The sequence below is a fragment of the Paenibacillus sp. sgz302191 genome, assembly GCF_057749925.1.
In genome coordinates, this window is the sequence record NZ_JBYLHY010000006.1 from 32,724 (window position 1) to 52,941 (window position 20,218).

Genomic DNA, 20,218 nt, shown 5'->3' on the forward strand with positions numbered 1-20,218 from the left:
AGATGGCTCATTAGGAATGAGCCACCGATTGACGGTAAATAATTTCGTGCGGCAAAATGACCTGCATATTGTCCGTGGACTCTTTGTTCATCAGCTTTGTCAACAGACGCATCGATACGGCGCCGATGTCGTACATCGGCTGAGCCACTGTCGTCAACGTCGGTCTGACCATGGAAGCCATGCGGATGTTGTCTACGCTGATGACCGCGATGTCCTGCGGCACCTTGAGTCCCGAATCTTGAATCGTATGAATGGCCCCGATCGCCATTTCGTCCGTCGCGGAGAATATAGCGGTCGGTCGCGGCGAAAGCTCCAGAAAATATTTAACCGCTTCGATACCGGACTCGTAACGGTAATTGCCGATCCTGACGAATTCGTCGCGAACTTCAATGCCCGCCGCTTCGAGAGCTTTTTTGTACCCCTGATAACGGGCGAAACCGTTAGCCGGGTCCTGCAGCGTTCCGGAAATCATCGCGATATCGCGATGCCCGTCCGCAATCAGCACGTTCACAGCGTCAAAAGCGGCCTTCTCGTGATCGATATCCACGGACGGCATCGTATGGTTCTCGTCTTTCGTACCACACAACACAACTGGGACTGAAGACGTACGGAACGCCTGGATATGGTCCTCCGTGACTACGCCGCCCATGAATAGCAGTCCGTCAACCTGCTTCTCCAGCAGCGTATTGATGACGCGAATTTCTTTTTCCTTCTTTTTATCAGCATTACACAAAATAATGTTGTAATGGTACATATTAGCAATATCTTCGATTCCGCGGGCAACTTCAGCAAAAATCGAGTTGGAAATATCGGGAATGACGACGCCGACAGTCGTCGTTTTTTTGCTCGCGAGACCTCTCGCAACAGCATTCGGGCGGTACCCGAGCCGTTCGATCGCTTCAAATACTTTTTTGCGTGTTTGAGGTTTTACGTTCGGATTGTTGTTCACGACCCTGGAAACGGTCGCCATGGAAACTCCTGCTTCGCGTGCTACATCATAAATGGTTACGGTCACGTTTACTCTCTCCATATTCAAAAGTATTCTGCGATCCTAGCATGTTACAGTTATGATACGACAAATTCATGCATCTTGCAACGCATATTGAAAATGGATTGAAAATTTTTTGAAAATAATTTCATTTTATTTGCAAAAGCCAACCTCGGGGGAGATTGGCTGCGTGTTTTTATGTCGATATCGTACTTTGCGTAATTTGCGCCAGACGCTTGCGGACTTCTTCCGTCCAAGGCATATCTCCGAGCGATTGCGCCAGCAGCAAAATGTCAAGAAGTTCATTGATCCGTTCTTCGACAATTTTTTCCATCGAATCATTCATATGCTCTTTTTCCGTTACTTTAAGCAGCAAATAAGCGACTTCGGAAATTTCTTGAAAAAAGAACTGCTGCTTGTCAGGCTTGCTTCCCAATTTTCCGATCAGTCCTGTAAGCTCTGGTTTGACATGGGGAACTACCTCGCTGCGGCCGCATGCTTCGCAAGAGTAAATAGGCACATTTTCAATGTCAACTTTGTTTTGGTAGATCACCGTCCGCAGACGTAAATTCATCGAACGTCCGCATTTGCAATACTTTTGCATCCTTAGCACTCCTTCATAACAGGCGGCATGTACGTTACTTGCTCTTGTACTATGGTATTCTACTTCTTCTCGTAATTTCCTTCCGAAAAATAAGTAGTAGTTTTTGCCACCTCTGGAAGCGGGATGCCGAATTGCAGGTAATTAACCAACAAACTTCGCGAGCACATCCACGAACTGTTTCGTAAATGCCGGAAGGTCCGGCGGACGGCGTCCGGAAACGATATTCCGGTCGACGACAACCTCCTCGTCAACCCATATAGCGCCTGCATTTTCGAGATCGTCCCGAATGCCCGGGGTCGACGTCATGGTATAGCCCTTGACGATTTTGGCCGAAATGAGCACCCAGCCGGCATGGCATATTTGTGCGATCGGCTTGGATGCGGCATGAAATTCCTGCGTTAGCCGCAGCACATCCGGATAGCGGCGAAGCTTGTCGGGAGCCCATCCGCCCGGAACGTACAGCCCGGCGTAATCCGACGATTTCACCTCGGAGAAAGCGTAATCCGTAGTAATCGGAACGCCGTATTTGCCGTGATAGACGGTTTGTGCCTTCGGTCCTACGATATCCACGACGGCGCCCGACTCTCTTAACCGCAGCACCGGATACCACATTTCCAGATCTTCAAACTCTTCGTCGACAAAAGCGAGCACTTTGTTACCTGTTAACACCATTCGAATTCCCTCCCGAAGCAGTTGCCGCCTGTTCGGCCTGAACAAGCAGCTCTTTAATTTGTTCGCTTGATTTGCAAGCGATGATTTGGTCGACCAAGTGGCGGCATTTGGAAGCGTCGCTGCTTAACAACCGGTGCTTCACCTGCAGCAGCGACTGCACGGAAATGCTGAGCTCCTCGATGCCGAGCCCCAGCCAGATCGGCAGCGCCCGAATGTCTCCCGCCATTTCGCCGCATACGCCGACCGGAATTCCGGCGCTTTGCGCGGATTCGATCACGTGCTTCAACAGCCGGATCACCGCAGGATGAAAAGGATCGTACATATGCGCGATATTTTCGTTCATGCGATCGACGGCGAGCACGTATTGGACAAGATCGTTCGTGCCGATGCTGATAAAGTCGACCTCGCCGGCGAGCACATCGGCAATAAGCGCGGCCGCCGGCACCTCGATCGTAAGGCCCACTTCGATGTCCTCTTTGAAAGCGGCTCCCTGGCTGCGCAGCTCCTGCTTGGCTTCTTCCAGCAAAGCTTTCGCCTGGCGCACTTCGCCCAAAGTCGTAACCATCGGATACATGAGCTTGACGTTGCCGTAGCTGCTTGCTCTTAATATAGCTTTCAGCTGCGCTTTAAACAAGTCCTTGCGGTCCAAAGAAATGCGGATGGCGCGGTAGCCGAGAAACGGATTGTCCTCTTTGGCCAAGGGCAAATAGTCCAGTTTCTTGTCTCCGCCGATATCCAGCGTCCGGATGATGATCGGCCGGCCTTGCAGCTGGATAGCCGCGTGCCTGTACACTTCGAACTGCTCCTCTTCGCTCGGCAAAGATTCGCGGTCCATGTAAATGTACTCCGTGCGGAACAGCCCGACCCCCGATGCGCCGCTTTTCAGCACCTGATCGATTTCCATGACGGAGTTCATATTTGCATGAAGATGGACCAGCTTTTGATCCACGGTCATCGGCGGAACATTGGCAATCTCCTGCAGGCTTTCCTTGAACTCCAGCCAATTCCGCTTTCTGGCCTTGTAGCGCTCGATGGTGACCGGATCCGGGTTGATGTAAAGCGTCCCCTCCTGACCGTCAATGATCAGGAAATCGCCGTTCTGGATCGGCCTTAGCAGCTTGCCCTCCAGGCCGAGAACGTATGGTGCCGACATCGCCCTCGCCATGATGGACACGTGGGAATGCGTCCCGCCGAGTATGGTCACCAGCCCCAGCACTTTAGCCGGATCCAGATGGGCCAACTGCGACGGCGTCAGCTCCTTGGCGACCAAAATATAAGGATGGTCGATAGGCGGCACATTGCTGTCGGTATCGCCGAGCAAATGCTTCAGCAGCCTGTTGCCGACATCTTTGATGTCCAGCGCCCGCTCCTTCATATATTCGTCGTCAATAAGATTGAACATGCCGACGAACTTGTCGATGACCTCTTTGACCGCCACTTCCGCCGCTTTGTACTGCAGCTCGATAATGCCTTGAATTTCGTTCATGAATATCGGATCTTCCAGTATCGCCAGATGAGCGTCGAATATATAAGACTGATCCTGTCCGACAACTTCCTTGATCTCCTGCTTGATCAGCTCCAGCTCATGCTTGGAGGATTGAATCCCGTCGTACAAGCGCTCGAATTCATATGCTAAATCCGTTACATCAATCATTTTTTCAGGAAAGTCCCACTCCCATGTCGGGATCACGAAAGCTTGACCCATCGCGATCCCTGATGACGCTCCTATCCCTCTGATCATCCGTTAGTTCCCCCCGGCGTTTTTGTAGGCTTTAAGACGACGGACATCACGGATGCTTGGCCTTTTTTAACAGCTTTAAACGGAGCGAAGCTCCAGGATCTAACCAAATCCGGATTTGTAATAATCATAGGTGTCGCCAGTGATGAAGCTAATTTTTTCACCTTGTTCAAATTGAATTTGACGAGCAGCTGCCCGGGTTCTACGTGATCGCCTTCTTTCACGACCGCCGTAAAGCATTTGCCCGGTAAGCTTGCCGTATCGATTCCGATGTGCAGCAGCACTTCGAGCCCCTCCTGAGTCTGGATCCCCAGCGCATGCATCGTCGGATAGACGTGCATAATGGTCCCCGCTACGGGTGAAACCAATTCGCCTTTCTCAGGAATAAAAGCGACCCCGTTGCCGACCAGTTTGGATGCGAAGATGCGATCCGGCACTTCTTCAATCGAGATCATCCTGCCTTGCATCGGCGCGCTGAACAGCACCGGCTGGATGTCTTTTCGCAGCACCTTCACAATCTCTTCGCGTATGAGCTCCGAGAACGTACCGAACACGACTTGCACATTGCCTCCCCCAAGACGTATGACGCCTGCCGCACCCAAATGGCGTAAAGCCGTAATGTCCATCAAACGATCGTTGGCAAGGGTAAGCCGCAGCCTGGTGATGCAGGCTTCAATTTTTTTGATATTGTCTTTGCCGCCGAGCGCCTGCAATATAAGCGGGGAACGGTACGGAATATCTCCCGCCCACTCCTCGAGTGAGGAGCCTTCTTCCCGCCCTGGCGTCGGAATCTGGAACCGGCGTATGGCAAAGCGAAATAAAAAGTAATAAAGCAGCCCATAAATAATTCCCAGCGGCAGCAAAAGCAGCCCGTTGTGCGACAGGTGCAAATTGATGACATAATCAATCGCCCCGGCCGAATAGGAAAAACCGTGATGAATGTCCAGCTCATAGGCGATCCACATAGCGGCGCCGGACAAAAGCGCATGAATAAAAAACAAGTACGGCGCGACAAAAATGAACGCAAACTCGATAGGCTCAGTAACGCCCGTTAAAAAAGAAGCCAGCGCGGCGGTTAAAAATGTCGCTTTGATTTTCGGCTTCAGGTCTTCCCTGGCTTCCTGAATGATGGCAAACGCGATCGCCGGCAAGGCGAACATCATGATCGGGTATAATCCCGCCATGTAAATCCCTGCGCTCGGGTCCCCTGCAAAATACCGCGGCAAGTCTCCGTAGACCATCTTTCCGTCCGGCGTTTCATAGGAGCCGATTTGAAACCAGAAAAAATTGTTCAGGATGTGATGCAGCCCTGACGGAACGAGCAGACGGTGAATGACGCCGTAGAGAAACGTACCGAAGCCTCCGAGCCCGAGCAGCCATTGGGTGAGCTTGCCCATCGCCATTTCCAAGGAAGGGCCGATCCAAATCATCAGGTAAGAGACAATAAACGTGGCCAGCCCCATGACAAGCGGCACGATGCGCGGACCGCCGAAAAACTGGATGTATTCCGGGAGTTGGAACTCCTTGAAACGGTGATAGATGATCGCAGCGATAAGACCGATCATTATTCCGCCGGATACGCCGAGTTGAAATTGCGCGCCCAGCGCATGCTCCACAAGACGCGTGAACATAAAGTAACCCAGCATCGCGGACAGGCCGGCAATGCCTGCGCTTTCCGTAAGCCCAAGCGCGACACCGACTGCAAAAATGATCGGTATGTATTCGAAGATGGTATTCCCGGCCAGCAGCAGCATATCCCCGAAGCCGGACGCATGAACGGCATCCCACGGAAGATCCCCCAGGCGAAGCAGCACAGCAGCGATTGGCAGAGCGATCGTAGGCAGCATTAAAGAGCGGCCGAGCTGCTGCAAAATTCCCATCCAGTTCACACAAATGCTACCTCCTCTCTCTATACCAAATCGTATAGCTTGTCAGCCTGTTTGTCAAAAACAAAAAGCAGGCCGATGACCGACCTGCTCCTGCATAGGTTTCCCGTTTTTAATACGCGGAGTTAAATCCGAACTGCTGGCCGGCTTGGTTCATCCCTGTGCTGAAGGAGGAAAAGCTTTGACCGCCCATTCCGCTTTGTTGGCTGCCGGATTGATGCTGCGCCGGATTCATGGAGTCCGAACGCAGGTAGTTGTCATGGCCGCTTTGATTGCCGCGGTATTGAGTGGTATGGTATGCCGTCGGAGATACCCATTGCTGACCGTAGGATTGATTGCCGGTTGCGGCGCGGCCGAATTGATTGGAGCTGTATGGTTGCTGTTGTTGACCGTATTGTTGTTGATTTTGTTGGCCAAACTGGGATTGACTGGACCCGAATTGGTTTTGCGCTTGATTCATGCCGGAATAAGACGGAATTGAAGCTTGGTAATGGCTAGGATTTTGCGAATCGGAACGGAGGTAGTTGTCATGGCCTGTTTGGTTGCCGCGGTATTGGGAAGTATGGTAAGAAGCGGAAGACGCTCCTTGTGTCCCCCAGCCTTGGCTGCCTTGTGCGGCGTTCGCTCCATAGAAGGATTGAACATAACCTATAGGTTGGTATTGCTTTTGGAAGCCTTGATATTGGGAGCCCCCGCCTTGAGACGACTGCCCGAAGGAAGAAGACCCGAAGTTGTTAATATTGTTGTACACGCGTAAATCCTCCTTTAATTGTCAGTTGATTGAGCCTCCTTTAAGAAGCCTTTTTTATTCTAACCGTCTGCGTTTTTTTTATTTATGGAAGCTATTGGATAGCGATTAAGCATACTTATTATACATAGAAATTGACTATGTAGTTTTTTATATGTCATAATCTTCTTGAATCCCTATTTTTCAAATTACAAGGAGTGACGCTACATGTACGATGTTATCATTATCGGATCAGGCCCGGCAGGTGCAAGCGCAGCGCTATTCACAGCCAAAGCGGGAAAATCGACGCTTGTAATCGACAACGATCAAAGCATTACCAAACGGGCATGGGTGGAAAATCATTACGGTGTCGACGCCATTTCCGGACCGGACCTTGTGGAAACCGGAAAGAAGCAGGCAGCGAAGTTCGGAGCCGAGTTCGTACAAGGCAAAGCCCAACAGTTGGAAAAAACGGGTGAAGGCTTGCGCGTATCGACCGAAACCGGTTCATACGAAGGCAAGCACGTTATTTTGGCGACAGGCTTGTCTGTGGAGCTGGCCCAAGCCGCCGGCATTCAGACAAAAGCAGGCACAGAGCCGCGCATTAAAAACGTTGTTGATGCAGACGCACAAGGCAAAACAAGCATGGCCGGCGTATGGGCCGCCGGAACAACCGCCGGCGTAAGCGTACATACGATTATTACGGCAGGCGATGGGGCCAAAGTAGCCATCAATGTCATCAGCGAATTAAACGGCGAGCGTTATGTCGATCACGACGTAATGAAATCGTAAAAGCCATGAAACAAACAAACCGCCCGCTCTTACTTTCGTAAGAACCGGGCGGTTTTGCGCGTTGTGGCTGCAATGCTTAACATGCTACTGATTTCTGGGATTCAACACCGCGTCTTCGACTTTAATGCAGCGGTCCATGATGACCTCGAGTCCGGCTTCGGCGGCAATGCGTCCCGCCTCTTCGTTGACGATGTCAAGCTGCAGCCAAAACACGTTGGCCTTGATTTTTACCGCTTCCTCGGCGATGGGAACGACCTGGTCCGCGCGGCGGAATACGTTCACGATATCGACCGGCTCGGGAATGTCCGACAACGACGGATAGCAAGTTTCGCCTAAAATCGTCGTCGCGTTCGGATTTACGGGAATAATCCGGTACCCTCTGCTCTGCATAGCCGCTGCAACCATATGACTCGTCCGGTCCGGATTGTCCGACAGACCTACGACAGCGATGTTTCCCGCTTTTGCCAGCAGTTCCTTGATGCGTTCCCGCGGCGGATTTTCAAATGCCATACGTTTCCCTCCTATTTGCTCGAATACGTCAAGCCCTGTTTTCCCATAGCTTCCCAGCTTTCGAGAAATTGAGCTTTATCGACTTGAAACTGCTTCTTGCCGCTTAACGGATCATTCAAATAAACGTTGTTCTCATCATATCCTACCAATAATACGGCATGCTCCGCAAATGACGTTTGGATAGGTCCGATCGGTGTATCCCAAGTGACCCATTTGTAAGGGATGTTAAAGTCGATCGTCGTCCAGACCATAACCGGAATTCCCTTCGCCACTTGCTCTTCGTATGTACTAAAATCTTGATTCGTCACATCCAAGGCTTGCGGAATGTACTGCTTGAGAAGCGGAAACAGGCCGGCATGATAAATGCCGAAGCCCCGCTGTTTCCTCGTTACATCGCCGACAAAGCCCGTATTCGGATTCCCCCAAAACTGAATGGAACCGTCGCTGTTCAAAACAACCGGCGTCTTGTCGACAGGCAATTCGGCAGCCAGCTCCATTTTCGTTTTGGAGATGCCGTTGAACTGCAGCAGCATCGTGAGGCTGGTGATCTCGCATCCTGCCGGAAGCTCCGGCAGCTGTTTGATGATAGGCGCATCAATCATGGCGGAGGCCGGCTTTTGCCATGGAGCAGGCGTCGGGGTGCCGGCAGACGCGGCCGTCGCCTCGGGAGCGACCAGCGCCGTGCCGGATGCGAAAAGCATTGGTTCCCTTCCCGTTGCTTTGCCATACAGCAAAACAGAAAAGACGGCGCTGGCAAATATAAGCCCTGCTATGAGAAAAAAGCCAAACGTCACCTTTAATCCTTGCCATAGTATCGTCATGCTGATCACCTGTTCGCTATTTTAGAAAATTGCTATTCGCTAACCAGTTCTACTTGGGCGCCGATAGAACGCAAATGATCGAAATATTGCGGGTACGATTTGGCGACATGGTGCGCATCTTTTATAACGAGCCCTTTCTCCGAGCGAAGGCCGACGACCGTCAAAGCCATGATCACGCGATGGTCGAAATGAGCGTTAATCTCTACCCCGCCTTCTACGCCCTGAGGCTTGCCGTGCACGATGATTTCGCTTTGGCGCTCTTCCACATCCGCGCCGGCTTTCCGCAGCTCGTTCAAGTAATCCGTGATGCGGTCGCACTCTTTGTAGCGCAAGTTTTCCACGTTGTAAAACCGGGAGGTGCCTTCGGCAAACACCGCGGCAGCCACCATGGCAAGCACCGCATCCGTAAAGTGATCCCCGTCGAACTCTCCGGCTTTAAGCTGCTGATTGCCGCGAACATGGACTACTCCGTTGTTATGCGTCAGATTGACGCCCATGGCCTGCAGAACGTCCACGCACGCCTTCTCGCCCTGCTTGCTGTTCTCTTCCAGACGCAGCACGCGGACATCCGAGTGAGTTACGGCCGCCGCCGCCAATACGGCCGCGGAACCCGGGTAATCGCCTTGGATGACATATTCTTTGGCCTGATAAGCTTGTCTGCCCGGCACTTTGTAATGCATCAAGTCTTCGCTTGCCTCGACTTTAATTCCTGCTTGTTCGAGCACTTCCAGCGTCTGTCTGACGATGATTTTCGATTTCAAGTCGTGCAAAACTTCGATTTCGCTGTCTTCTTCGAGCAGCGGTGTCATAAACAGCAAAGAACTTAAAAATTGCGAGCTGACATTGCCCGAAACGGTAATTTTGCCGCCGCGTGGCTGTCCGCCTTTTATCGTGATCGGCAGCCGCCCGTTATTGTGCTGCACTTCGACGCCCATTTGCTGCAAAGCGTCGATCAAGTCATCGTGCGGGCGTTTGCCCAAAGAATCGGGATACGTATTGACGAACGTCAGGTCAGGACAAAATGCGGCGGTGGACATCAAAAAGCGAAGCACCGCGCCGGCGTTGCCGACATTCAGCTCGGATACGTGTTTGGGATGCTTGCCGAATCCGGTGATGACGATTTTCTCGTCGTCCTCTTCGATTACGGCTCCGAGGTCGCGCACGCAGCGCCGCATAGCATCGCTATCCTCGCTGTGAGCCGGATAATAAATCGTGCTTGTCCCTTCCGCGAGCGCTCCGATCAGCAGGTAGCGGGTTGTGTAATTTTTGGACGATAATGCGTTAATTTCTCCTTGCAGACGAGCGGTTGGCTTGACGATGGCCTTCATCAGTTCGATCTCTCCCTATATGTAATATCCAACAAACGCAAGCGCAATGCCGAGTGTATAGCTCAGCAGCGTATAAAGAAGCCAATAGTTCCATGCTCCTGCCTGCAAAAGCTTCACACTCTCAAGCGCAAGCGTTGAAAATGTCGTAAAGGCACCCATAAAACCCGTTCCGATCAACAGTTTCCAATCGTCCGACGCATGGTATTTCATAAGCCAACCGAGCAAAAAACTGCCTAACAGATTTATAGTCAGTGTACCATACGGAATAGAACTTGGAAACCTTCTGCTCATGTAAAGGGACATTCGATAACGGCTGATTGCCCCGACAAAGCCTCCGCCCCCTACCAAACAAACGTGCCAGAGCCACGTTGTCATAATTGTTCTCCCCTGCTGCGAAAAGATTGACCCAGCCGGCTTCCCAGCCAGGCCAGGGCGAGTCCCCCCCATAAGCTGACGTTAATATACAGGAAAGCCTGCAGTACATGACCCGTCCGCAGCATATCGACCGTTTCGTAGCTAAAGGTGGAAAACGTCGTGAAAGAGCCGATGAACCCAACCGTAATTGAAGCCCGCAAACTGTCGGGCAGCATAAGCTTAGCGGCGAAGGCAAAAAAACCGAGCATCAGGCACCCCGCGAAATTGCACAGCAAAGTTCCCCATGGAAACGATTCCGGCAAAGCCGGATTCCATGAAAGTGAAATCGCGTAGCGGGTCAGCGCCCCCAAAATGCCGGCTATACCGATATAGACCGAAGTCAATCGAACTCCCCCCGTTTGTATCGAATTGGCATTTCCCGCGGTTTGACAACCAACCGCTTTCTTCCTATCATTAAAGCTAGGGTGGGACTTCTTCCCAGCTATTACGACATGCGGAGGTCTTACATGGATACGATTGTACCGTCCGAAATCAAAAAACGCCTGGAACAGGGCGAACAGCTTACGATTATCGATGTTCGCGAAGACGAGGAAGTTGCCGCAGGCATGATTCCCGGAGCGAAGCATATCCCTCTCGGCGAGCTGCCGGAAAGGCACGCCGAAATTCCGCAGGCTAGCGAAATTATTCTCGTATGCCGCAGCGGAAACCGCAGCGGCAAGGCGCTGGGCTACCTCGAATCGCTCGGATACAAAGGCCTTAAAAATATGACCGGCGGCATGCTGGAGTGGCCTAACTAGGAGTCTGTCCGACGGAGTTGGTTTAGTGCATACCTTCTACGTGGTTCATCGGACAGACTCCTAGGCGTTAACTTCGGTCGGCGCCCTTAAGTCCTGCTTTTTCCATAATCAGATCGGCAATTAGATCGGGGTCCAGCTCGGAGGTATCGATCGCCAGATGCGCGAAATCGTAAGCGTGTCTGCGCTGCTCCAGCAGCGTATGAACCCGCTCTTCCAAATTGCCCTGCAGCAAAGGACGGCTTTGGTCGCTGCTCACTCTTTGAATAATTACTTCAGGAGAAGCTTTGAGCGCGACAACGAAGCCGTTTTGCTGCATGCAGGCCCGGTTTTTGCCGGCAAGCACGGCTCCGCCGCCGGTGGCCAAAATTTGATTGCTTTGCGATAATATATCGGATAATGCCTGACTCTCCAACTCCCGAAAGTACGGCTCTCCATGTATCCGAAACAGCTCAGACACCGTCGTCTGACTCTGCTGTTCGATGACGGTATCCGAATCGAGAAACGTCCAGCCCAAGCGTGCGGCGAGACTTTTTCCAACCGTCGATTTGCCTGTACCCATAAATCCTACCAGAACGATATTGCTCGTACTCACGCCAATCCCCTTTTCCGAATCGCTTTTTTGCGCAAACTTACCCAATATCATACCATAAACCGGGCTGCGATGAATACATGATGTCAAAAAAACATATAGTAATGTGAATATATTCCAGCATGAACAGTAAAGATGGAACTACAGACCATAAATCTGCAAGGAGAGATGGAGCTTTGAACGTAACTTCCACCTATACCAATCACACCAAAGGCAAACTGGAACAGATTTTACACCCCGGTTATCCGCTGTGCAAAGATGACGTCATCTGGATATTGGAGTTTATTAAGAAAAAAGTGGCTGAAGAAGACCCGCAAATGCTGGATCTTAGTCAACCACGCCTGATGAAAAATTTTCGTTATTTTGCTGAAGTCGCGATGATGCTCATTCACCGCCGCAACGGGTTCGACCAAGAAGCCGACCGCCTGAAAATGTGGCTGCGGGAAGCGGCATACGGCTTGCAGGAAGATACTTCAAAATAGCCCTGCAAGCGCGGCCCCTCTCCCCGCCGCCCTCCGATTAGTTCTCCATCCAGTTGAAATGGAAGGAGCCTTCTTTGTCCACACGCTGGAACGTATGTGCGCCGAAGTAATCGCGCTGCGCCTGCAGCAGGTTGGCAGGCAATCTTTCCGTGCGGTAGCTGTCGTAGTATGCAAGCGCGGAAGCGAACGCAGGCACTGCAATACCACGGGTTACAGCCTCAGCGACGACTTGTCTCCACGATTGTTGATATTTATCGACCACACCTTGGAAGTATGAATCCAGCAGCAAGTTTTTCAGCTCGGAATCGCGGTCGTACGCGTCCTTGATGTTTTGCAGGAATCTTGCGCGAATGATGCAGCCGCCTCTGAAGATCATTGCGATGCTGCCGTATTTCAGGTTCCAGTTGTACTCCTCGGAAGCGGCTCTCATCTGTGCGAAGCCTTGCGCGTAAGAGCAGATTTTGCTTGCGTACAGCGCCTGTCTAACCGCTTCGATAAACGCTTTGCGATCGCCGGTATAAGCTGGGGCCGCAGGTCCTTTCAGCACTTTGCTGGCCGCGACGCGCTCGGCTTTCATCGCCGAAATGAAGCGGGAGAAGACGGATTCCGTAATGATGGAAAGCGGAACGCCAAGATCCAGTGCGCTTTGGCTTGTCCATTTGCCCGTTCCTTTTTGGCCTGCGGAATCGAGAATAACGTCGACCATCGGCTTGCCGGTTTCCGGATCGTATTTCGTGAAAATATCTTTCGTGATTTCAATCAGATAGCTGTCCAGCTCTCCGTTATTCCACTCCGTGAAAATCTCGTGAAGCTCTTCCGTACTCACATTCAGCACGTCTTTCAACAGTTGGTAAGCTTCGCAAATCAGCTGCATGTCGCCGTACTCGATACCGTTGTGCACCATTTTCACATAGTGGCCGGCACCGTCGGGACCGATGTACGTACAGCAAGGATCGCCGCCCACTTTGGCGGAAATCGCCGTCAGAATAGGCTCGACAAGCTTATAAGCGTCCTCTTGGCCCCCCGGCATAATCGACGGCCCTTTCAATGCGCCCTCTTCGCCGCCGGAAACGCCTGTGCCGACAAAACGGATGCCGTGCGCTTCAAGCTCTTTGTTGCGGCGCTGCGTATCGGGGAAGAAAGCATTGCCTCCGTCGATCAAAATATCGCCTTTGGACAAATGAGGCAGCAGTTGGTTGATCGTATCGTCAGTAGGGCCGCCCGCTTTGACCATAATCAAAATTTTGCGCGGCACTTCCAGAGATTGCACAAATTCTTCAATGCTGTATGTACCTGTCAGTTTCTTGCCGGGCGCTTCTTCCAGAAGCTCCTTTGTTTTTTCCGGAGAACGGTTATAGACCGATACGCTGAAACCTCTGCTTTCAATGTTCAGCGCCAGGTTTTTCCCCATGACCGCAAGACCGACGACACCAATTTGTTGTTTGGACATGTCTCTCATACACCCTTCCGATTAAATATGTTTTAAATCGTCATCGCGCCAAAACCGCCATCCACTCTTAAGACAGCACCGGTTACGAAGCTGGAGGCCTGCTCCGAAGCGAGGAATACGGCCGCTCCCTGCAGTTCTTCCGCTTCGCCGAAACGATTCATCGGCGTGTGCCGCATGATCGATTCCACCCGTTCCGGGGACAAGATCTTACGATTTTGCTCCGCTGGGAAAAAGCCCGGAATGATCGCATTGACACGCACCCGGCTCGGAGCGAACTCGCGGGCCAGATTTTGTGTAATATTGTTGACGGCCGCCTTGGAGGCTGAGTAAGTGAAAACACGGGAAAGCGGCGGATCGGAAGAAACGGACGATATGTTGATAATGCTTCCGCCCTCTCCTTGGTCGATCATATGTTTCCCGAACACCTGGCAGGCTAACACGACGCTTTTCAAATTAACCTCCATAATAGAATCCCATTCTTCCATGGAAATGTCAAAGAAAGGCGTAGCGCTGTTTTTGCCCGGACAATTCATCAAAATATCGACACGCCCGGTCCACGCCAAAACTTCCTTGAGCAGCAGCTCCAAATCTTCGCGTTTGGTGGCGTCCGCCGGAAAGCACTTCGCTTCTCCGCCGGCGCTTTCGATCCGCTGACGCACCTGCTCGCTCTTCTCCTGATTGCGGCCGACGACCGCGACTTTCGCGCCGTGTCCGCCCAGAGCTGTCGCCATGACGCCTCCAAGCGTGCTGTTTCCGCCGATGATTACGGCTGTTTTCCCAGTAAGATCAAATAAGTTCATTGTCTTTGCCCTCCTCAATAATGAAAAACTGGTTTATATTTTTGCAGGAGGGCTCAGGAGGTTCTGCTGTTGAAAAGCGGTAATCGCATCGAATTGATCTTTTAATTGATGATATACGCTTGTATAAATAGATGTCAATTGCTTATATACGCGATAATCGCTTTCATTCACCTCATGAGCCCTGCCTACCCGAATCCAGTTGTGCGCATAGGACAAATCCTCGATTTCTCCCATAGCCAAAAGCCCCAGCAAAGCCGCTCCGATACCCGAGCTCTCGATCGAATCGGGCACGACGACCTGCGTGCCCGTCATATCGGCAAGCATCTGCCGCCAAAACGCCGAGCGCGCAAAGCCGCCCGATGCGCGGATTTCCGCGGCGGGTCCCATCAGCCCCTCCAGGGAAGCGGCTACGGAGTTGATGCTGAACATGACGCCTTCCAAAGCGGCGCGGATCATATGCTTTTTCTCGTGGCTGAGCGTCAGCCCGAAGTAAACGCCGCGCGCGTTCGCGTTCCAGTAAGGCGCCCGCTCTCCCGAAAGCAGCGGCAGGAACAGCAGGCCGCCTGAGCCCGGCTGCACCTGAGCGGCCAGCTCGGTCAGCCTGTCGTATGGATCGCCGCCGCGCCGACGGCCTTCTTCCGCTTCCAGCGTGGCCAGCTGGTCCCTGACCCAGCGGAACACAATTCCGCCGTTGTTGATCGGGCCGCCGACGACCCAGAAATTTTCGGTCAGGGCGTAGCAGAACAGCCTGCCCTCAGGATCGGTCACAGGCCGCGGCACGACGCTGCGGACGGCGCCGCTCGTGCCGATCGTAACCGCAACGACGCCCGGCTCGAAGGCGCCGACGCCCAGATTCGCCAATACGCCGTCGGAAGCGCCGATAATAAACGGCGTCTCCGGCGACAGTCCCATCGCTTCGGCGTATTCCGCGTTCATGCCTTCCACCCTGTATGTCGTGGGCACAAGCTCCGACAGCTGCTCCCTCGTCACGCCCGCCAGCCCGAGCGCTTCCTCGTCCCAGTCCAGCCGTTCCAAATTGAACAGTCCCGTCGCGCTAGCCAGCGAGTGGTCGATCAAAAACCGGCCGAACAGCTTGGCGAAGACGTATTCTTTAATGCCGACGAACTTGTATGTCCGGCTGACCAGTTCAGGTTCGTGATCGCGAAACCACATCAATTTAAACAGCGGCGACATCGGATGAATCGGCGTGCCCGTCCGGGAATATACCGCTTGCCCCAGGCCGTTTTGCTTCAGCTCTTCCGCATAGCCGGCGCTGCGGTTATCGGCCCAGGTGATGCAGGGCGTCAGCGGCTCCGCCTGCCGGTCGACCGCAATAAGGCTGTGCATCGCGGAACTGAAAGAAACGCAGAGCACTTCCTCGGCGCGGATGCCCAGCCTGCTTACGACAGCTCCGATCCCTGTGACAACCGCATCGAAAATTTGCCGCGGATCCTGCTCCGCACGGTCGGGGGCAGGCGTAAACAGCGGGTATTCGATCGAATGCGATGCTCTCACCTTGCCCTCTCTGTCAATGATGAGCGTCTTCGTGCTGGTCGTGCCGATATCCGCCGCTAAAATATACGGCTTCGCTGCTGAAAGCTGACTCATTTGCTAATATTCCCTTCTGCGTCAAATACAAGATCGTAAGGCTCGGTCAGCACCTCGATATCGGGATGCCGCTTCGCCTCTTCAAGCAAGTTGACCGAAATTTCGATTTCCCCCAAATGCAGGGTGTCCTGAATGCGAACAAGCTTGCACTTCGTGTAATCCAAAATGTTGCATGTTTTAACCGCCGCTTTAATCGCATAGTAGTCGTTCTCGAGGGTAGTCGCCAGCTTCGTCGGCGCACACACGGTCGAAGTCAACCCGTTCGCATAGGTCGCGGCCAAATCGGTCTTGTCGACAAGCCGCTGCGTTGTAAAATCGGCGGTTCCTACGCCGTTGGCGTTCCCTTTTGTTTCCGGAGTAAGGTCCAGAACGACCATTTTGGCTACTTCCGGCCCGCCGTGCGCATAAGGCGTCGGATAACGTCCTGTCACGTTCGGGTCCATGCCGTCGCCGCTGATGTTTTTGCCGATATAATCGATAAGAAGGACGTCAATTTCGTCAAATAAAATTTTCGGCAGCCGCGCCTTCGCTTCGACCAGCAAGCCTTCTTCTCTCGCCTCGATCTCGGCGGCTGGCAGCACCTCCACCCTGCACGTCTGATCGTAGGCGTTCTCGACAAGCGCTACGCCGAACACGATCGGCAGCTTGTCGATCATAATTCTCGCCATCGCCGGCACGTTCTCGGCCATGTACTTGAAGCCGAGCTGGTGGCACGCTTCGGCGCCTTTTTGCTTGCCCAGGCCGATCGCGATCATCTTCATGATGCCGCTTTCGATCCGTCCGCGAAACGCCGTATGCGGCTTCACGCGGTTAATGACGACGATCGCGTCCGCTTCCGAAGCGATGCGGTCCACATACACAGGCAGGCCGTTCGGCAGCTGGTCGATTTGCACGACTTCCATCGAGGAGCGGATCGGCGCTCCCATCGTTTCTTCGGAGATGCCCAGGTGATGCAGCACCTCCGCCTGGCCGGCCGCCGTCGCCCCGCCGTGGCTGCCCATGCAGGGCACGATGAACGGGTGCGCGCCGCGCTCTTTGATCGCATCGAGCGTCGTTTTGGTGAATCCCGCGATATTGGCGATTCCCCGGCTTCCGACGGCTACGGCGACCTGCTGTCCAGGCTGGATCGTGTCCAGCACTCCGCTCTCATACAGCTTGCCGCGGAGCTCGAGCTCCGGGTTTTCCAGCCGCGCGCCGTCGAATTTTTGACGGATTTTTACCATTTGCGGAATGGGTATATCTTTTAATAATTCTCTTAATATGCTCATCCTTATTCCCCTCTCTTACGCCTTCTGCACCCTGCGAACGGATTCTCTCACAATCAGTTCGGTTTTTAAAAACAGCGCGGCGGTCTCGGACTGCTTGTGCTCGATCATGTCGATGATCCGGACGGCGCCTTCCTTGCTTATTTGTTCGATCGGTCTGCGAACGGTAGTGAGCGCCGGAGTCACGTAAGCCGCAAACTCCGTATCGTCAAAGCCGAGCACGGAAATGTCGTCAGGCACGCGCAGCCCAGCTTCCGATACAGCCTTCATAGCCCCGAGAGCCATCTGGTCGTTGCAGCAAAATACCGCCGTAGGACGCTCTTCCAGCTCAAGAAACCGCTTCATGGCTTGGTGACCGCTTTCCAGATCGTACAGCCCCGGAAACTTGTAATTCGGATTATCCGGAATCCGGTAATGCCGCATCGCCTTTTCAAAACCCGCCTGGCGGTTTTCCGCCGATTTAAAGCCTGCGCGCCCTTCGATCAAGGCAATGCGCTCATGCCCCTGCTCAATCAGATAGGAAACGGCATGAAAAGAGCCCTGCTCTTCATCGGAAAGCACGTTGAGCACGCCGGGAGTGTCGACCTGCCGGTTCAACACGACGATCGGGATGCCTTTGCCTGACGCGTGCTCGATCAATCGCTGATCGTCATCGCTTTGGCTGACTACGATAATGCCGTCGAAATTGCGGCGCGTAATCGTATGGAAGCTCGTGTAATCGTCAATCCCTTTGACGATCAATTGATACCGGTCCTGAATGACACTGTTCACCCCGCGAATCGCTTCATAAAAAAATCCGGCGGAAGTTCCCTGGCTAAGCGTCGTAAAAAAGAGCCCCAAATTATAAGACCGGTCCAGCACTAAACTTTTCGCGCTAAAATTCGGCGAATACCCCATCTGCTCAGCCATCGCGCGAATCCGTTCCTTCGTCTCCTCATTGATGAGCGGACTGTCGTTCAGCGCTCTGGAAACCGTCGTATGGGAAACGCCTGCAAGACGAGCAATATCTTTGATCGTAACGCTCATTCGCTCACCTCTGACTCCAGCATAGCACATCTATGCACACGTTAACAATACCTATTTCACGCGGGAAATTCCGCTGTTTCCCGGAATGCAAACAAGCACCTGTCTCAAGTGGACCATGCGCTTATTTGGGCATGTTGAACGCAGGTGCCGTGCGCGACCGCGCCTCTCGCGAAGCCTGCGAAAGCGCTTGAAAATGCAGGCTTAGCAGCCTGGCTTGAGCGCCAGCTCGGAAAGCCCGCGAAAGTGCTTGAAAGTGCACGTTTTACAGCTTGGCGAGCCGCCCGCTCGGAAAGCCGGCAAAAGCACTTGAAAGTGCACGCTTTACAGCCTGGCTTGAGCGCCAGCTCGGAAAGCCCGCGAAAGTGCTTGAAAGTGCACGCTTTACAGCCTGGCGAGCCCCCCACTAGGAAAACCTGCAAAAGTGCAGGCTTTTTCGATGGAAACGGCTCGTTTGGGCGAAAAGCCTGCAATTGTGCAGGAATTTCCGGGAAAATCGGGCCAAGCCCTGCATATTAACGGAAAAGCCTGCAGATTTGCAGGAATTTCCCACCGCAGGCGCATCAAAGAGCAAAAACCTGCACTTTTGCAGGTTTTCTGTGCCTAACCCACGAGGCACCGGCGCTCAAGCAGGGGAACCTTCCGACTGAGCAAGTTTTCCCGCCCGCAGATGCGAATTTGCTATGGGCAAGTTCTCCCGCTCGCGGAGAAACCAATTGGCTATGAGCAGGTTTTCCCACTCCAGGAGATGCCGATTGGCTTTGGGCAGATATTCCCGCCCGCAGATGCGGATTTGTAGTGGACAGGTTTCCCCGCCCCCGCAGATGCGAATTTGCTGTAGGCAGGCTTTCCCACACGCAGATACAGATATGCTGCGGGCAAGCTTTCCCGCCCCCAGATGCGAATTTGCTGTAGGCAGGCTTCCCCACACGCAGATACAGATTTGCTCCCGGCAGGCGGACGCAGCCGGCTGCAGGTGGGCAACTTTCAGCGGGTCGCGGCTCATTTTTCAAACGCAAAAGGAGAACCCGCATCTTCCAGATACAGGCTCTCCCATCATGTGCTTCCTATATTCATCGTCACATCTCCAGCAAAATCATCTCTTGTCTCATTTCCGCAAGCTTCGCCTTGCTCTCCATCGCCGTCTTTTGATCGCCGGAAGCCATGGCGTCAAACAGCGTCGCCAGCTCGTAATCCATTTCCATGCGCAGGACCGGGATTCTCTCATCCGTTCGTTTGGATCGCAGCGCCTGCATCACTTCTTCCACCGTGACGACAGGTTCTTTTTGATACAGCACTTTATGCTCGATGCCGCTGATCTCCACCATGCGGATGATTTCGCCGAACATGATGTTTTCAATCAATATTTGTCTGTCTTTAAACCGCTTCACTACGGCATGCCCGCGGGTGTCCCCGATCAGCTTCTCCATCATTTCAGCAAGCTTCTCATCCTTAAAGGAGTAGTTCCCTACAATTTTATACTTCTCCCCGATTCGCTCGAATTTCAGCTTGATCAGTTTGCGTCCCGTACGAATCGATATGATGAACTGCAGTTCACTTTCATTCCAGTAGAGCGAATATCCTTCCTGAATAAGCGCTTTGATAAAATTCCGGATTAGCCGGCGATCAAATCGTAACTCTAGGTTGCAGTATTCTACTTCATGACTCTTGCTCACGGCAATCCCCTCCATATTTTATTGGCACGTCTTTGACTAAATATTCAGACAACTTATCCTCTTATCTTTATCTTATTATGAATTCTA

21 protein-coding genes are annotated in these 20,218 nt (G+C 52.8%); 3 read left to right on the top strand and 18 right to left on the bottom strand.

All coding sequences use genetic code 11. The annotated features are described in order from the left end of the window. Nucleotides 1–10: 10 nt before the first annotated feature. From ccpA to AC3G2T_RS10415, 6 genes are all read right to left on the bottom strand, one after another. Nucleotides 11–1,015 (bottom strand): catabolite control protein A, encoded by a 1,005-nt coding sequence (ccpA, locus tag AC3G2T_RS10390; RefSeq protein ID WP_488435397.1) that lies wholly within the window; start codon nucleotides 1,013–1,015, stop codon nucleotides 11–13. Nucleotides 1,016–1,184: 169 nt separating this feature from the next. After that, on the bottom strand, nucleotides 1,185–1,592 hold the full coding sequence (locus tag AC3G2T_RS10395; RefSeq protein WP_474684935.1) for a hypothetical protein: 408 nt from the start codon (nucleotides 1,590–1,592) through the stop codon (nucleotides 1,185–1,187). Nucleotides 1,593–1,733: 141 nt separating this feature from the next. After that, nucleotides 1,734–2,264: a type 1 glutamine amidotransferase domain-containing protein gene (locus AC3G2T_RS10400; protein ID WP_474684934.1), complete on the bottom strand. Its 531-nt coding sequence runs from the start codon at nucleotides 2,262–2,264 to the stop codon at nucleotides 1,734–1,736. Beyond that, nucleotides 2,248–4,005: a phosphoenolpyruvate--protein phosphotransferase gene (ptsP, locus tag AC3G2T_RS10405; RefSeq protein ID WP_474684933.1), complete on the bottom strand. Its 1,758-nt coding sequence runs from the start codon at nucleotides 4,003–4,005 to the stop codon at nucleotides 2,248–2,250. The genes AC3G2T_RS10400 and ptsP overlap by 17 nt, the downstream gene beginning before the upstream one ends. After that, on the bottom strand, nucleotides 4,002–5,891 hold the full coding sequence (locus AC3G2T_RS10410; RefSeq protein ID WP_474684932.1) for a glucose PTS transporter subunit IIA: 1,890 nt from the start codon (nucleotides 5,889–5,891) through the stop codon (nucleotides 4,002–4,004). The genes ptsP and AC3G2T_RS10410 overlap by 4 nt, the downstream gene beginning before the upstream one ends. Nucleotides 5,892–6,000: 109 nt before the next feature. Next, nucleotides 6,001–6,639, bottom strand: coding sequence for a hypothetical protein (locus AC3G2T_RS10415; RefSeq protein WP_488435398.1), 639 nt, complete (start codon nucleotides 6,637–6,639; stop codon nucleotides 6,001–6,003). 204 nt (nucleotides 6,640–6,843) lie between these two features. Here AC3G2T_RS10415 and AC3G2T_RS10420 point away from each other — a divergent pair, with 204 nt between their 5' ends. Beyond that, on the top strand, nucleotides 6,844–7,407 hold the full coding sequence (locus tag AC3G2T_RS10420; RefSeq protein ID WP_488435399.1) for an NAD(P)/FAD-dependent oxidoreductase: 564 nt from the start codon (nucleotides 6,844–6,846) through the stop codon (nucleotides 7,405–7,407). Between the two features lie 84 nt (nucleotides 7,408–7,491). On the opposite strand, the gene AC3G2T_RS10425 is transcribed toward AC3G2T_RS10420, so the two are convergent. The 5 genes from AC3G2T_RS10425 to crcB (AC3G2T_RS10445) are packed head-to-tail and all read right to left on the bottom strand — an operon-like array spanning nucleotide 7,492 to nucleotide 10,824. Then, the gene (locus AC3G2T_RS10425; RefSeq protein ID WP_474684929.1) at nucleotides 7,492–7,917 is read right to left on the bottom strand and encodes a CoA-binding protein; all 426 of its coding nucleotides are present in this window, start codon (nucleotides 7,915–7,917) and stop codon (nucleotides 7,492–7,494) included. Nucleotides 7,918–7,928: 11 nt separating this feature from the next. Next, nucleotides 7,929–8,738, bottom strand: coding sequence for a C39 family peptidase (locus tag AC3G2T_RS10430; RefSeq protein ID WP_474684928.1), 810 nt, complete (start codon nucleotides 8,736–8,738; stop codon nucleotides 7,929–7,931). Between the two features lie 32 nt (nucleotides 8,739–8,770). Then, nucleotides 8,771–10,066 carry a 3-phosphoshikimate 1-carboxyvinyltransferase gene (aroA, locus tag AC3G2T_RS10435; protein ID WP_474684927.1) on the bottom strand — a complete coding sequence of 432 codons (1,296 nt, stop codon included), beginning with the start codon at nucleotides 10,064–10,066 and terminating at the stop codon, nucleotides 8,771–8,773. A gap of 15 nt (nucleotides 10,067–10,081) precedes the next feature. Further along, on the bottom strand, nucleotides 10,082–10,441 hold the full coding sequence (gene crcB, locus AC3G2T_RS10440; RefSeq protein ID WP_474684926.1) for a fluoride efflux transporter CrcB: 360 nt from the start codon (nucleotides 10,439–10,441) through the stop codon (nucleotides 10,082–10,084). Continuing rightward, on the bottom strand, nucleotides 10,438–10,824 hold the full coding sequence (crcB, locus tag AC3G2T_RS10445; protein ID WP_488435400.1) for a fluoride efflux transporter CrcB: 387 nt from the start codon (nucleotides 10,822–10,824) through the stop codon (nucleotides 10,438–10,440). The genes crcB (AC3G2T_RS10440) and crcB (AC3G2T_RS10445) overlap by 4 nt, the downstream gene beginning before the upstream one ends. Nucleotides 10,825–10,947: 123 nt before the next feature. On the opposite strand from crcB (AC3G2T_RS10445), the gene AC3G2T_RS10450 reads away from it, so the two are divergent. Then, nucleotides 10,948–11,238: a rhodanese-like domain-containing protein gene (locus AC3G2T_RS10450; RefSeq protein WP_474684924.1), complete on the top strand. Its 291-nt coding sequence runs from the start codon at nucleotides 10,948–10,950 to the stop codon at nucleotides 11,236–11,238. Between the two features lie 67 nt (nucleotides 11,239–11,305). On the opposite strand, the gene AC3G2T_RS10455 is transcribed toward AC3G2T_RS10450, so the two are convergent. Next, nucleotides 11,306–11,830 (bottom strand): shikimate kinase, encoded by a 525-nt coding sequence (locus tag AC3G2T_RS10455; protein WP_474684923.1) that lies wholly within the window; start codon nucleotides 11,828–11,830, stop codon nucleotides 11,306–11,308. Nucleotides 11,831–12,003: 173 nt separating this feature from the next. Between AC3G2T_RS10455 and AC3G2T_RS10460 the strand changes: the two genes are divergently transcribed. Further along, the gene (locus AC3G2T_RS10460) at nucleotides 12,004–12,309 is read left to right on the top strand and encodes a hypothetical protein (RefSeq protein ID WP_474684922.1); all 306 of its coding nucleotides are present in this window, start codon (nucleotides 12,004–12,006) and stop codon (nucleotides 12,307–12,309) included. A 37-nt stretch (nucleotides 12,310–12,346) separates the two neighbouring features. Here the strand turns inward: AC3G2T_RS10460 and gndA are convergent, their stop codons facing one another. The 6 genes from gndA to AC3G2T_RS10490 all read right to left on the bottom strand — a co-directional run bounded on the left by gndA (nucleotide 12,347) and on the right by AC3G2T_RS10490 (nucleotide 20,131). Further along, a complete protein-coding gene (gene gndA, locus AC3G2T_RS10465; protein ID WP_474684921.1) occupies nucleotides 12,347–13,759 on the bottom strand; it encodes an NADP-dependent phosphogluconate dehydrogenase in 1,413 nt (470 codons plus the stop codon). Nucleotides 13,760–13,791: 32 nt separating this feature from the next. Further along, nucleotides 13,792–14,559, bottom strand: coding sequence for an SDR family oxidoreductase (locus tag AC3G2T_RS10470; RefSeq protein ID WP_488435401.1), 768 nt, complete (start codon nucleotides 14,557–14,559; stop codon nucleotides 13,792–13,794). Nucleotides 14,560–14,592: 33 nt separating this feature from the next. Next, nucleotides 14,593–16,167: a gluconokinase gene (gene gntK, locus AC3G2T_RS10475; protein WP_488435402.1), complete on the bottom strand. Its 1,575-nt coding sequence runs from the start codon at nucleotides 16,165–16,167 to the stop codon at nucleotides 14,593–14,595. Next, nucleotides 16,164–17,435: a nickel pincer cofactor-dependent isomerase, group 22 gene (locus AC3G2T_RS10480; protein ID WP_488435403.1), complete on the bottom strand. Its 1,272-nt coding sequence runs from the start codon at nucleotides 17,433–17,435 to the stop codon at nucleotides 16,164–16,166. The genes gntK and AC3G2T_RS10480 overlap by 4 nt, the downstream gene beginning before the upstream one ends. Before the next feature lie 15 nt (nucleotides 17,436–17,450). Further along, nucleotides 17,451–18,458, bottom strand: a complete 1,008-nt coding sequence (locus AC3G2T_RS10485; protein WP_488435404.1) for a LacI family DNA-binding transcriptional regulator — start codon at nucleotides 18,456–18,458, stop codon at nucleotides 17,451–17,453. Between the two features lie 1,076 nt (nucleotides 18,459–19,534). After that, complete coding sequence (locus AC3G2T_RS10490; protein WP_474684915.1) at nucleotides 19,535–20,131, bottom strand: hypothetical protein; 597 nt, start codon at nucleotides 20,129–20,131, stop codon at nucleotides 19,535–19,537. Nucleotides 20,132–20,218: the final 87 nt, after the last annotated feature.

What these genes read in the sequence shown, in the direction of transcription:
- AC3G2T_RS10395 (WP_474684935.1), bottom strand. Translation starts at nt 1,592, where the DNA reads ATGCAAAAGTATTGCAAATGCGGACGTTCGATGAATTTACGTCTGCGG.
- AC3G2T_RS10400 (WP_474684934.1), bottom strand. Translation starts at nt 2,264, where the DNA reads ATGGTGTTAACAGGTAACAAAGTGCTCGCTTTTGTCGACGAAGAGTTT.
- ptsP (WP_474684933.1), bottom strand. Translation starts at nt 4,005, where the DNA reads ATGATCAGAGGGATAGGAGCGTCATCAGGGATCGCGATGGGTCAAGCT.
- AC3G2T_RS10420 (WP_488435399.1), top strand. Translation starts at nt 6,844, where the DNA reads ATGTACGATGTTATCATTATCGGATCAGGCCCGGCAGGTGCAAGCGCA.
- AC3G2T_RS10425 (WP_474684929.1), bottom strand. Translation starts at nt 7,917, where the DNA reads ATGGCATTTGAAAATCCGCCGCGGGAACGCATCAAGGAACTGCTGGCA.
- AC3G2T_RS10430 (WP_474684928.1), bottom strand. Translation starts at nt 8,738, where the DNA reads ATGACGATACTATGGCAAGGATTAAAGGTGACGTTTGGCTTTTTTCTC.
- aroA (WP_474684927.1), bottom strand. Translation starts at nt 10,066, where the DNA reads ATGAAGGCCATCGTCAAGCCAACCGCTCGTCTGCAAGGAGAAATTAAC.
- crcB (WP_474684926.1), bottom strand. Translation starts at nt 10,441, where the DNA reads ATGACAACGTGGCTCTGGCACGTTTGTTTGGTAGGGGGCGGAGGCTTT.
- AC3G2T_RS10450 (WP_474684924.1), top strand. Translation starts at nt 10,948, where the DNA reads ATGGATACGATTGTACCGTCCGAAATCAAAAAACGCCTGGAACAGGGC.
- gndA (WP_474684921.1), bottom strand. Translation starts at nt 13,759, where the DNA reads ATGTCCAAACAACAAATTGGTGTCGTCGGTCTTGCGGTCATGGGGAAA.
- AC3G2T_RS10470 (WP_488435401.1), bottom strand. Translation starts at nt 14,559, where the DNA reads ATGAACTTATTTGATCTTACTGGGAAAACAGCCGTAATCATCGGCGGA.
- gntK (WP_488435402.1), bottom strand. Translation starts at nt 16,167, where the DNA reads ATGAGTCAGCTTTCAGCAGCGAAGCCGTATATTTTAGCGGCGGATATC.
- AC3G2T_RS10480 (WP_488435403.1), bottom strand. Translation starts at nt 17,435, where the DNA reads ATGAGCATATTAAGAGAATTATTAAAAGATATACCCATTCCGCAAATG.
- AC3G2T_RS10485 (WP_488435404.1), bottom strand. Translation starts at nt 18,458, where the DNA reads ATGAGCGTTACGATCAAAGATATTGCTCGTCTTGCAGGCGTTTCCCAT.